Genomic DNA, 12,720 nt, shown 5'->3' with positions numbered 1-12,720 from the left:
GCTTTAGGTAGTAATAATAGCCCGCAATGATTATAGTGTGGCCAACTCCATTGGTAAGTTAAGAAAAGATGTTTCAAGATAACCCGCTATTAGCCCAGCTTAAGCAGCAAATCCAAGAAAACCTGCCTAAAAAAGAAGGTTCAATCAAAGCAACAGATAAAGGCTTTGGTTTCCTGGAAGTGGACAGCAAGACCAGCTTCTTCATCCCACCAGCGTACATGAAAAAGTGCATTCACGGCGACAAAGTCGTGGCCATCATCCGTACTGAAAATGAACGTGAAGTCGCAGAACCACAAGAGCTGATCGAACAATCTCTTACTCGCTTTATCGGTCGAGTAAAGATGTTCAAAGGCAAGCTAAATGTCGTGCCTGACCATCCTCAACTAAAGAAATTGTCTCTAAAAGCGAAACTGAAGAAAGGTTTAAAGCCTGACAACTTCGCGGAAGGTGATTGGGTTGTAGCACATCTTGTTCGTCACCCGCTAAAAGGCGACAACACGTTCTTCGTTGAAATTTCAGAGAAAATCACTGACGCTGATGACAAAATCGCACCGTGGTGGGTAACGCTAGCGCAAAACGATCTACCAAACTCAGAACCTGCTGGCATTGAGAACTGGGAATTAAAAGATGACGCCGATCTAGAGCGCATCGACATGACTCATGTTCCTTTCGTCACAATCGATGGTGAATCAACTAAAGATATGGATGACGCGTTGTACGCGAAGAAAACTGAATCTGGTGATTTTGAGTTAACTATCGCGATTGCTGACCCAACTGCGTACATCACACCTGAAGACGAAATGGATAAAGTCGCGCGTGAACGTGGTTACACCATTTATCTACCAGGCCGTAACATCCCGATGTTACCTCGCGACCTAGCGGACAACCTATGTTCTCTAATTGAAGGCGAAATCCGCCCAGCAATCTGCTGCACCGTAACAGTGAGCAAAGGCGGTGTGATTGGTGACGATATCAAATTCTTCGCTGCAAACATCAAGTCACATGCGCGCCTAGCATACGATCACGTTTCTGATTGGCTAGAAAACGGCAACTCTGACGCATGGCAACCTTCAGAAGAAATCGCAACTATCGTACGTGATCTATACGAGTTTTCTCTAGCTCGCGCAGAATGGCGTGAGAAAAACGCAGTTGTATTCCCTGACCGCCCTGACTACCGTTTTGAGCTAAGTGAAGACAATGACGTTATCGCTATTCACGCTGATATGCGCCGCAGTGCAAACCGTCTTGTTGAAGAATCGATGATCACAGCGAACATCTGTGCAGGCCGTACACTGCGTGAAAAATTCGAAACTGGCGTATTCAACACTCACGCAGGTTTGAAACCAGAGAAAATCGAAGAAGTTGTGCAACTCGTTAACCCTGAGGGTACGCTAGAATTCACAGCAGAATCGATTGCAACGCTTGAAGGCTTTGCGGCTCTACGTCGTTGGTTAGCGGTTCAAGAGACATCTTACCTAGACAACCGCATTCGTAAGTTCCAAGCATACAGTGAAGTGGGTAACCAACCTCTTCCTCATTACGCGATGGGTCTAGACATTTATGCGACTTGGACATCCCCAATTCGTAAATACGGCGATATGATCAACCACCGTATGCTAAAAGCGGTGATTCTAGATAAAGAACCAGTACAAAAACCTGACGATCAAGTGGGTGAAGAACTGGCACTGCACCGTAAGCATCACAAAATTGCAGAGCGTAACGTGTCTGATTGGCTATACGCACGTACTCTTGCGGATGAACCAAGCAAGCAAACTTGTTTCACAGGTGAGATTTTCGATATTAATCGTGCTGGTGCACGTGTTCGACTTCTCGAAAATGGTGCAGCAGCCTTTATTCCTGGTGCCCTGATTCTTGATAATAAAGAACGAATTGAGTGCAATGGCGACAACGGCACAATCTCTATCGATAAAGAGGTGGTGTACAAACTGGGTGACACATTGGAAATCGTTCTTGCGGACGTTAACCAAGAAAACCGCAGTTTAGTTGCAAAGCCAACACAGGTATTTGCTGATCAACCAGCAGCACAAACAGAACAAACTGTAAGTGAAGAATAATACCGAATGAAGTTTAAAGGCGCTCGAATGAGCGCCTTTTTTATTTGTCATGGAAAACGATAAGAACGAATATGCCGAACATTGAGATCATTCGCTTTAACCACTTCACTGCTCGCAAAAGTGAACGTTACACCGCCACCCATAACGGCTTATATGTCGTAGAAGAAGGCGCATTAGTCATCCACCAGCCAAATGGCGAACAGTTTGAACTACAAGCTGGCGACTTTACCCTATACAACTCTTCTGACTTAAGAAGTGCAGAAGCCATACCAGGCGAGAATGGCTTTAAAGCTGTAGCGCTAGTCTTTGACATCAGCCTATTTTGCGAGTTTAAGAAAGCACACCCTGGATTGCATTCAGAAGCAGAACACCGACGCTTCTACCCTTTCTCACCAGAATCCAATTCAGAAGTCACACAGCTTAAGAATACGTTATTGGCTTTAGCCAGTCGTAATGCACCTGATTACACTCAGAGCCACATCGCAATGGCGCTACTTTCTCTTATGGTGGAAGTTCAGCCAGACACTCTTTCGATCATTGACGATGCAAGCAGCCTAACAGCCTCTCAAAAGGCCATTAAGTACATTGAAAAGAACATTGAGAAGGATATAACGTTAGAAGGCCTAGCGGCGCACATGAGCATGTCTATTGCGACGTTAAAACGCCGCCTTGCTGCCGAAAACCTTTCTTTTTCTCAGATATTAAAAGTGAAACGTATTAACTACGCGGCAACACAACTGCGCGTTTCACAAAAATCGATAACAGAAATCGCATTTGAATCTGGATTTAAGAGCGCTGCTCACTTTAGTACCGCGTTTAAATCCATTTACAACATCACCCCTAAAGACTTTCGTAATCAGGTAGTAAGAGGTTAATCCCCTACTCCCAAAAACACGCTTGAGGATCGCTTTCAAGTTCGGCAAGGAGATCTTCAAGCGTGTGACTATGCGGCAACTTTTTGTAAGGAATCCATCGAATTTCTTCTGAACGAGAGGCGGGAACATAAAAGCGCCAAAGCTGAGTCTGAGAATCAAATAGAATTTTTGCAATTGGCGAGGTGTATTCGCTGTGTTGTGAATCTAGCAAGAAATGCGCATGGTGAAGTTCAACGCCATTTTCAATTGGCTCATAAAGGCATTTTCCTTGCTCTACCGGCAAATTCGCATTGCGCGCCGAACAAAGAATCTGAACCAGTTTATATAAGCGGCTGGTTGCCATTTGAGAAACAGACATGACGTTCTCCTGATAGGTAGTTTTTAGTATACACCCAAGCGCCATTTAAGGCTGACTTCACCAACGTTCCGTTTACAGACTTCTCAGAGATTACCATCTCACCCTCCAAGGAAACACTACGTACATCACCACTTTGCTCAAATAACGCGATAAACACGCTGCTGTTTCACATTCGAACAATCTTTTCTGATTCACAAAAGTGTAACCTGAACGCAATATCATAAGTGCTGCTTTATACCGTATATGGAGTTTAAATATGTTACGTTTTACTGTGGCAACTTTACTAGCCATGGCTGTCTCCCTTCCTTCTGCTATGGCGAAAGAAGTCAACATTTCAGGTTCAACTTCCGTTGCTCGCGTGATGGACGTACTCGCCGAAGAATACAATAAGACACACCCAGATAATTACATCGCTGTACAGGGCATTGGTTCTAGTGCGGGGATCACCATGGTGAACAACGGTGTCGTGAAACTTGGTATGAGCTCTCGCTATCTGACAGAAAGCGAAAAAGGCGAAGACTTGAATGTGTTTCCAATTGCTTACGATGGCCTTGCCGTTGTTGTGAACCGTACAAACTCTGTGACTAACCTTTCAGCACAACAACTGTTTGACATCTACAAAGGCGAAATCAAAAACTGGAAAGAAGTCGGCGGCGCGGATCAACCGATAGCTGTTGTCACACGAGAAGCATCTTCTGGCTCGCGCTACAGCTTTGAAAGTTTGTTGGGTCTAACCAAAATCATTAACGACCGTCTGGTTTCTGATATCAGCCCAAACAACTTAGTTGTAAACAGCAACAGCATGGTTAAAACCATTGTGAACCATAACACACGTGCGATTGGTTTTATTTCGGTGGGGTCTGTAGACCTTTCTGTGAAGGCGATTCAGTTTAACGGGATTGAACCAACAGCAGCGAACATCGCAAATCACAAATACAAACTGGCTCGACCATTCTTGGTGCTTTACAAAGTCGACTCGCTAGATCAAGCAGGCAAAGACTTTGTCGCGTTCCTAAAATCGGAAGCGGGACAAAAAACCATTGCTGACTACGGGTACATACCGGTTAAAAACTTTAACCAGTAAAAACAAAAAAGAGAGCATTGAAATGCTCTCTTTTTTATTGATTCGAATATGTTTTAGAAGTGCAATTGAATCACAGATACCACTACCGCACCTGGGCGTCTTACGCCTTCAATTTCCACTTTGATTTCACGCTCGATCTCTAAACCTTTCTTGATAGGCGTTACTTTAGTCAGTGTACTTACTGCACGCACGTTGTTACCAGCTTTAACTGGGTAAGGAAAACGTACTTGGTTCAAGCCTAGATTCACAACCAATTTCGCTGTCGGAAATAATGGTTTATCCGCATCAACTGAGTCCGTCAGTTTAGGCAGTAGAGCCAACGTCAGGAAACCATGCGCAATGGTTGTTTTAAAAGGTGATTCAACAGATGCACGCTCTGGATCAGTATGAATCCATTGCATATCTTCTGTTACCGCACCAAATTGATTGATACGCTCTTGAGATACATGAACCCAGTCACCCGTATGGATCACTTCACCGATCTTACCGATTAGCTCGTCATACAGTTTTTGAGCTTCTGGCTGAAGAACAATCGGCGCAGGTTGAGGAGCCACTTCTTCATTTACTGCAGGCTGATTATGGTCGCGCACATTAGAAAACAAAAAGCTGTTTTGTGCCTTGCCCAAAAAGTCACTCCAGTAATCGCGTAGCGTTGGAGACATCCAATTCATAAACTCGGATTGATGAGCAGAAATCGCATCAACTTTGTCTTTAAACAGATTTGTGACCTTCATAAACACCCTTAAAAAATAAGCACAACTGGCTCTACCAGTTAATTTTGAATTAGTTCACAAACTGTTGCAAACACTTTCGGGCGAACACATGTATCCTCAAAGCCTATAATTTGTTATTTTTCATAAAGATAACAATAAAACACCATTTTATTGATTAGCACTAGGATAAAGTAAAAACTCTACATTTAGGTGCGTTTCGCGTTGTTTTCGCTCACTATTGCATCGGAGTCTAGAAAATCATCAAACGGCACTTCAATTGTAATTCAGTGCTTTACAACGACTACTCCACTCCCTATTATAAGTCCCGCAACGGAGAGATGGCTGAGTGGTTGAAAGCACCGGTCTTGAAAACCGGCATACGTTAATAGCGTATCTAGGGTTCAAATCCCTATCTCTCCGCCACATTTAGAAAAAAGCCGTTGATAATCAACGGCTTTTTTCGTTTTCATTGCTTTAATACAACTGATTAATGATAAAAGCTAAAAAGCGATACCTATCACGGCTTCCAACATTTTTAACTCTTCATGAGTCAAAAAATCCGTCGATTGCCTGCTGAGCACACTGCTATTGAATTCAACTATTGCTACATTCTGTTGCTCGTCTTTTTTATTTTTTGGTTGCTCCGGGGAAAAGTTGGTATTTTGCGTAACCATATTTGCTCCTACCCTATGCTTTATTTAGAGAAGCACTAAGCCATTTACTTCCGCTGCTTATGCGAATTTTTTTATCATGTCAGAGAGTTCATTCGTACAGTTTTGCACTCTGCTGTTCATCTGGTTGGTTTCTGTCATCAGATCATACGACTCGCTGTATTTCAAATTGAGCGATTGGATGTTCTCATTGATTTCATCCGTGACGTAGACCTGCTCTTCGATGGCGACAGCTATCTGTTGATTTCTTTCTACAACATCTTGGATCAACGACTCTAGTTGCTGAATGCTCTCAAGCGCCGTTCCAAGCAAAGTCACCGTCCCTGTAGACATCTCGTTGCCTTTCTCCAACGCAGAAACCGCAGACTTACTGCCATGTTGAATGCTCTCAATCGCAGATTTGATCTCTGTTGTGGACTCTTGAGTTCGTTTGGCAAGCGTTCTCACTTCATCCGCGACTACCGCAAAACCACGACCTTGCTCGCCTGCCCTTGCCGCTTCTATCGCAGCATTCAATGCCAGAAGATTGGTTTGTTCGGCAATGCCATTAATCACCTCAATAACCGTCCCAATTTGATCCGTTTGTTGATTCAAACGCATCACTACTTTCGAAATCTCACCCAACTCGCCAACAAGATCGAGAACGGAATGGTTAACGTTATCGATAACATTGCGACTATCGGTCATGGTATTTTGCGCTTTCAGCGTCGCATCTGCGGTTGCTTGAGCATTATGAGATATCTCGGAAGACGAGGCTTGCATCTCATTCACTGCGGTTGCAACAGAATCAATTTCGATTTTTTGCGCGCTTAGGTTCTCAGTAACGCGCTCACTGTTATCCGCCGCGCTATCGGCATTCGTTTTTGTATCTTCACAGGAATCTTTTACCGAAACTCCTACTCTACCTAACAATGCGTTCGCGAACTGCTTCCTCATTTTCATAGCCAGTTCGATTTCTGCAAGATCATTCACTTTCCCGCAGTATATGTATTCCATCAACGGGTTATTGAAATCCTGTCTTGCTTGTTTAGCCAGCTTCTCAATTGGTCTGGTCAACATGTAAATGGATAATGCCGAAAGTAACGCTGCTGCGCTGAAAGCCACCATTGGTGATTGATTCATCTCTAGAAGTAACAAGCCCAAAAAGTTCGAAATAAAAAGGAAAAAGGCAGCTCTCATCCAAAGGCGTGTACGAGGTAAGTAAAGTTGAAGCGGTTTTTTATCATTTCGCAGTTTCGCGTAAGCTTTCTCTGCGCGTTTGACATAAATACGTTCTGGTTTAAAACGGACAGATTGGTATTCAACAATTTCACCGTTGTATTTGATTGGCGATGCAAACGCATCCACCCAGTAATACCCTCCATTTTTTCGTCTGTTTTTCACCATTCCCATCCAATGTTTCCCAGCTTTGAGATGAGACCAGAGGTCTTTAAACGCCTGTTTAGGCATATCTGGATGGCGAACAACGTTATGTGGTTTTCCTATCAACTCTCCTTCTTCAAAGCCAGCAACTTCATTAAAATGCGCACTGGCATATTTGATGTAACTTGATGGGTCGGTTATGGAAACGAGACTGTAGCTCGCAGGATAATCGTATTCCTTTTCACTCATATACATGCATCCTTACATTTAATAAATAAGTGCCACATATGAGTGTAGCAGCATAATATCCATACACATAATGATGACTATATAGAAATATTCCCGCGACTTATTCAACAGAAGATTCGTTACATAAGTCTTTCATTTCTGGTCGTAACAATCTCTACTTTGGTTAAAATTAATACTGACATCCCCTTCCTTAGGCCCTTGGTTAGTTGTTATAACTAGTCCAATACAACAATAACAAGGAAGACAAACACAATGGCTATTCGCTTTAGTCAGCTTGCTGTACAAGGACATACCACCACACTTTCCATTGATGAATGGACAATCGATAACAATGACTCTTGGGGCATCTTCAGTGCAGAAGGAGACATCGGCTCCCTGCTAGGCGATCTGCTTTGTGGCGAACTGAAACCCACACAAGGGACGTTGGATCTTGGTGAATTGAAAGTCGCGCAAGTATCGCTTTCAGAGCAACAACGACTACTTGAACGTGAGCTAGAAAAGGACGACACCGATTTTCTCGATCGTATCGACCAAGGCAGTACCGTTTATGCTTTGATTTTTGAGTGCTGCCAAGATGCAGCAACAACGGAAAGACTGCTTGAAGAGCTCGACCTTCACCATTTAAAACAGAGCGGTTTTCGTGTTTTATCGACTGGCGAGACCAGACGAGTCATGCTCGCTAGAGCGTTGGCAACCCAACCTGACCTTGTGCTTCTGGATAATCCTTTTGTCGGTCTAGATGTTGCCCACCGCGCTTCACTCGCAACCTATTTGCACTCGCTTTCGCAATCCGTCCAGATGTTGATTACGTTTTCTCGCGAGTCCGACATGCCAGAATGGATAGATCATGTGGCGCTATTTAATGCCGGCAGTCTTGACAGCACAATGAATAAAGAGAGTTGGGACAACCACCCGATAATCGAACAAATCAAGTCACAATCCCAAAAACAAAGCGAAGAGATGATGGGGTTGATACGACGTCACCAACACTCTACACACTTCGATGATCCTATTTTCGAACTAAAAAATGGCCAAGTTGAATACACTGAAAAACGTATTTTCACTGACCTGAATTGGCGCATAGATAAAGGACAACACTGGCAAGTTAAAGGGCCAAACGGCTGTGGTAAAAGTACGTTATTGGGGCTGATATTTGGCGATCATCCACAATGCTACAGTAACGACATCCACATCTTCGGCAAGAAACGAGGCTCTGGCGAAAGCATCTGGGAGATAAAACAGCATATTGGCATGGTCTCCTCTGCACTGCATCTTCAATACCGAGTGAATTGCAGCGCGTTAGAGGTCATTCTGTCTGGGTTCTACGACTCGATTGGCTTGTATAATCAGCCTTCGCGTAAAGAGATTGACGTAGCTAAAGAGTGGCTTGATATCTTACACATGCGTCACTACGAAAAGACGTCTTTCAAACAGTTGGAATACAGTCAGCAACGTTTGCTGTTGATCGCGCGCGCTATAGCGAAGCAGCCAACACTACTCATTTTGGATGAGCCCTATCAAGGTCTCGACTTTTTAGGACGACGCTTGGTAAAAAACACGTTGGAACTGATTGCACGTGAAAATCTCAGCCAATTGCTTTACGTCTCCCATTACCAAGAAGACAGCCTTGAGAGCATCAAAAACGATCTTGAGTTTGTCTTCGGTGACGAAGCGCAGTGTTATCGCGCTCAAATTCATCACTGGTAATGCGTAACAAGAGCTAGGAAATCGGCTGCTGCGCAAGCAGGGAATATGGTAAAGGTTTGGAATACAGGTAGCCTTGATGGTATTGCACTCCCATATTTTTCAAATGCTCTGCTTGCGCCGGCGTTTCGACGCCTTCGGCAATCAACTTCACTTGCAGCTCGTCCGCAAAATGAACGATGGCATTCAATACGGATGCACTCACACTTTGAATGCCTATTGTTTCAACAAAACACTTGTCGATCTTCAAATAATCAATTTTCATGTGCTGCAAAAATGCTAACGACGTTTGCCCAGTTCCAAAGTCGTCAATCAGTACATCAATTCCGTGCACGCGCAACGCTGCGATATGCTTCCGTGCTTCCCCATTAATCAACTGACGCTCCGTAATTTCGATGCCGAGCGACACATTATTCTCACTTAGCTTTCTGTGGATGAGTTGCAGTTTTCTTATTACATGAGAACCGACAAGGTAACCAGGAGGCACATTGACACCAAGATGCACCGGATGAGTAAACGTCAGTTTGGAGAAATCGTCCGCAGCTTTTTCTAAAACGTAGTCAGTTAGCAACGATACTAACCCGTTCTGTTCTGCCGCAGGAACAAATTCATCTGGAGCAATAAAACCTTTTTGTTGATGCTCCCAGCGTATCAGCGCTTCGTAACCAAACACGCGTCCGCTTTCAACATCAATCTGAGGTTGGTAATACAAGGTTAACTCGTTTTTTTTCAGTGCTTTTTTTAGTTCTGCTAAAAGGTTTCTTTGTGGATCGACAAACTTGTTTAACGCGTATAGGCAAAGATAAATCATCGCGATAATAGGCACCGAATAGATGATGTAAGAAATCAATTTTTGCTCAACAAATAAATCGCTAGCTTCAGCGAGCGCTTGGTATTCAAACACCTTAGATTCATTAAAAGCAATCGGGTTTTTGCCTTTTCTGGATGCGCCAGCGGGCACCACGTCGTCATGAATAAACAAAGCTGACCGCTTGAGGCGTAAATCGTTGTTAAATCCAATTGTCGCGCCAAAATAGTCTCTATCAATGATGGTGATGGCTTTATATGTCTGCTGCCCTTGAGTCACCACTAGCAGCAATGGTTCATCTAAGCCGTTTATCTGGCCGAAGGTTAAGGCATGATTGGGCGTGAAGGTTAAGTATTCAGAAAGCGGTTTGGATAAGTGTCCAAGCTTCGATGAGCAAATGATCTCATCGCCTTTGACAATGAGCATTTCATCGATGTCTCGCTCAAACATCAGGTTTTGCTGCAACTGCTCACACCGTTCTGGATGAATAAGCGCAGTTCGGTTTTCAGTCTCAATTTGAAAGAGAATTTCATCCGCGATTTGTATGTTCTTTTCGAGCAAGTGATCGAGGTTACTTTGCACACTCTCGTGTGCCAAATACAAAACCTCCGCAAATACCAAAGGAAGTGGCAGAAAAAAGATAGCAGCTTTCTTAAGAAGCATTTTATTCAGCATATAAAAGCGACCTTTTATAAACCGATTGACTCAGATGGTATCGAGAAAACGATACCCACCAGCAACTCACGTTTACAATATTATTCATTAGATTTATTGAGTATGCGAGACACCTCCTACTCTCGCAAATAAAACAAAATCTTAATTGTTTAAGTTCCAGTTTAGTGGCACGAGACTCAAAGGTGAGACATCCACTTTTCAAGTTTTCTTCAATATTTAACCGCTCACTACCATTTTCTCATTAAGTGAGAATTACTCATAAAAATTATTTTTCTTTTCTCAGTGATTAAGAATTATATTTGTCCTATATCTTTTAACACGTTACAACTCTCTCATGACATTAAACAAAGCCAACGCTAATCAGGTAAACGAAAAGGCACTGCAATTATTAATGCAAGTTGCGGTAAGCCAATTCCCAGTCTCTGCGAAAACACTCAGCGAACAATTGAACGTTCCATTAAGCAGTTTGTATCGACATCTAAAACTGCTGAAAGAATGGAACTTGATTGAAGAAAGTGTGCATGACAAGACGTTTGTTGTTGGACCAGCAGCCTTACTGTTGATGCACAGCTATGAAACCGCTCAGCACGGCCTTGATATGGTTGAAACCATCTTGGCGCGCTTGGTGCAGCAAACAGGGGAAATGGCGGCGTACATGGTGCCATCGGGTTATCGAGCGCTTTGTGTCAGACAAAAAGAAAGTATGCAGGCGCTACGATGCAGCTTCGTCCAGGGTCAAAGTCAACCCCTGCTTCGTGGCGCCTCATCTAAAGTGATGCTGGCTTTTATGCCTCAAAGTCGTTGCGAAAAGATCTTACGTTACTTTAGCCAAGATCATCGCTTAGACGAATGGGAAGAGGAGCTCGCCACAATCCGAAAGAACGGCTATGCCGTAAGTACCTCCGAGATTGACCCTGGTGTTTCTGGTATCAGTGCGCCAGTCATGAAAGGAAGTAAGCTGGTTGGCGCAGTTTCGGTTATGGCTCCGGCACACCGAGTAGAAAAGGATAAGCAGCGCATTATTTTGCATGTGTTGCAGGCGGCAAGGGCACTACCACCAGAAAGGTAATTCAACATGTTAAGCTTTTTCAAACGCTATAAGTTTCATCACACACCAAAGCAGCCGCATCATTATCCTTTTTCTTTTATGACGGTTTGCGAACACTTAGCCCCTATGTCTAAAGGTGCGTTTGAATTAGCAGACCAAAGTTTGGAAAACGCGAGCGAATGGTTGTATCAACAACATGATCACGCGACAGCAGCGAATTTCGGTCATTTTTCTCACTCAAAATTAGAGAGTGGTGAATTTCAGGAAGCATTGAGCCTATCGCTTTCTCGCCACTCTATCCCTGTGTTGGTTTCTAACTGCACGGAAGCCATTTTATCGATGCTTCCTGTCGTTGTGTCGTACCGCGATGAAGTGGGCATTGTGAATATCGGCCATAAGATGAGCCTAAAGCCGACGCTTGAACCTCGCATGGGTTCAGCGTTTCACTTTGCCCTTTCTCGCTATCAAAATGTGCGACTATTTTTTGCTGGCGTAAGCGAGCAAGACACGAAACAAGAAACCTTGGAATACGCCGAAGATCAAGGCTGTGATTGGGTAACGGATCGTGAGTTTACGTTCAGACATCGCAACCACGTAAAGCAGCAAATCAGCAATTATTTGGATCACTGTGACCAAATCATTGTGACGATAGATTTAGGTTCACTATCAACGAAAAACAATCTTGAAGGTACGCCATCGCTGGATATTCAAATGGTACTGAGGACATTAAGGCTGTGTTTGGTATCTGGTAAGGTAAAAGCGATTCAACTTGTAGGCGACCGTGACCGATTGGTGTATTCACGACAAACCAAAGCCATTCTTGAGGAGTTGTATCAGATGGCTCCCCTGCTCGACCACGCGGCGTAGCGAATAATTGTACAGAATAAGGCCGTCACTTGGCCTTATTCTGGTAGAGCCTCACCTTTTATTATCATTTACTAACAAATACTTACACCATCAATGCGACATATATCACATTTATCTATTGAACAAACAACCCATCTAAGTTCTAATATCCTTACATCACTATGGTATGACATACGAAATAAAAATCCCCATAGTTCAATAACTAAGCGGTTCTTCTAATAATATTTAGCC

At 43.6% G+C, this 12,720-nt stretch carries 11 protein-coding genes and 1 tRNA gene; 7 read left to right on the top strand and 5 right to left on the bottom strand.

Features of this window, described 5'->3' with window-relative positions; translation table 11 throughout:
• Window positions 1–68: 68 nt before the first annotated feature.
• Window positions 69–2,075, top strand: coding sequence for an exoribonuclease II (gene rnb, locus ACF8EG_RS22980; protein WP_020842268.1), 2,007 nt, complete (start codon window positions 69–71; stop codon window positions 2,073–2,075).
• A gap of 71 nt (window positions 2,076–2,146) precedes the next feature.
• A complete protein-coding gene (locus ACF8EG_RS22975) occupies window positions 2,147–2,950 on the top strand; it encodes an AraC family transcriptional regulator (RefSeq protein ID WP_069505881.1) in 804 nt (267 codons plus the stop codon).
• Window positions 2,951–2,954: 4 nt separating this feature from the next.
• On the opposite strand, the gene ACF8EG_RS22970 is transcribed toward ACF8EG_RS22975, so the two are convergent.
• Complete coding sequence (locus ACF8EG_RS22970; RefSeq protein ID WP_005462123.1) at window positions 2,955–3,308, bottom strand: DUF3024 domain-containing protein; 354 nt, start codon at window positions 3,306–3,308, stop codon at window positions 2,955–2,957.
• 256 nt (window positions 3,309–3,564) lie between these two features.
• On the opposite strand from ACF8EG_RS22970, the gene ACF8EG_RS22965 reads away from it, so the two are divergent.
• Window positions 3,565–4,392 carry a phosphate ABC transporter substrate-binding protein gene (locus ACF8EG_RS22965; protein WP_069505879.1) on the top strand — a complete coding sequence of 276 codons (828 nt, stop codon included), beginning with the start codon at window positions 3,565–3,567 and terminating at the stop codon, window positions 4,390–4,392.
• A gap of 53 nt (window positions 4,393–4,445) precedes the next feature.
• Here the strand turns inward: ACF8EG_RS22965 and ACF8EG_RS22960 are convergent, their stop codons facing one another.
• Window positions 4,446–5,126, bottom strand: coding sequence for a MaoC family dehydratase (locus ACF8EG_RS22960; protein WP_005487889.1), 681 nt, complete (start codon window positions 5,124–5,126; stop codon window positions 4,446–4,448).
• Window positions 5,127–5,437: 311 nt separating this feature from the next.
• Here ACF8EG_RS22960 and ACF8EG_RS22955 point away from each other — a divergent pair.
• A tRNA-Ser gene (locus tag ACF8EG_RS22955) sits at window positions 5,438–5,528 on the top strand.
• Window positions 5,529–5,605: 77 nt separating this feature from the next.
• Here ACF8EG_RS22955 and ACF8EG_RS22950 read toward each other — a convergent pair.
• Together ACF8EG_RS22950 and ACF8EG_RS22945 are read right to left on the bottom strand one after the other, a co-directional pair.
• On the bottom strand, window positions 5,606–5,779 hold the full coding sequence (locus tag ACF8EG_RS22950) for a hypothetical protein (RefSeq protein WP_078554186.1): 174 nt from the start codon (window positions 5,777–5,779) through the stop codon (window positions 5,606–5,608).
• A gap of 57 nt (window positions 5,780–5,836) precedes the next feature.
• Entirely contained in the window at window positions 5,837–7,387 is a 1,551-nt protein-coding gene (locus tag ACF8EG_RS22945) for a PAS domain-containing methyl-accepting chemotaxis protein (RefSeq protein WP_029856729.1), read from the bottom strand.
• A gap of 252 nt (window positions 7,388–7,639) precedes the next feature.
• On the opposite strand from ACF8EG_RS22945, the gene ACF8EG_RS22940 reads away from it, so the two are divergent.
• Complete coding sequence (locus tag ACF8EG_RS22940) at window positions 7,640–9,094, top strand: ATP-binding cassette domain-containing protein (protein ID WP_069505848.1); 1,455 nt, start codon at window positions 7,640–7,642, stop codon at window positions 9,092–9,094.
• A 13-nt stretch (window positions 9,095–9,107) separates the two neighbouring features.
• Here the strand turns inward: ACF8EG_RS22940 and ACF8EG_RS22935 are convergent, their stop codons facing one another.
• Entirely contained in the window at window positions 9,108–10,574 is a 1,467-nt protein-coding gene (locus ACF8EG_RS22935; protein ID WP_069505846.1) for an EAL domain-containing protein, read from the bottom strand.
• Between the two features lie 334 nt (window positions 10,575–10,908).
• On the opposite strand from ACF8EG_RS22935, the gene ACF8EG_RS22930 reads away from it, so the two are divergent.
• Together ACF8EG_RS22930 and ACF8EG_RS22925 are read left to right on the top strand one after the other, a co-directional pair.
• Window positions 10,909–11,643 carry an IclR family transcriptional regulator gene (locus tag ACF8EG_RS22930; RefSeq protein WP_005482748.1) on the top strand — a complete coding sequence of 245 codons (735 nt, stop codon included), beginning with the start codon at window positions 10,909–10,911 and terminating at the stop codon, window positions 11,641–11,643.
• Window positions 11,644–11,649: 6 nt separating this feature from the next.
• Window positions 11,650–12,489: an arginase family protein gene (locus ACF8EG_RS22925; RefSeq protein ID WP_005482584.1), complete on the top strand. Its 840-nt coding sequence runs from the start codon at window positions 11,650–11,652 to the stop codon at window positions 12,487–12,489.
• The last annotated feature ends 231 nt before the right edge of the window (window positions 12,490–12,720 follow it).

Source organism: Vibrio sp. YQ_11, assembly GCF_043103065.1.
GTDB lineage: Bacteria > Pseudomonadota > Gammaproteobacteria > Enterobacterales > Vibrionaceae > Vibrio > Vibrio parahaemolyticus.
The sequence above is the reverse complement of the archived record's forward strand: the minus strand, read 5'-3'. Positions and strand labels throughout refer to the sequence as shown.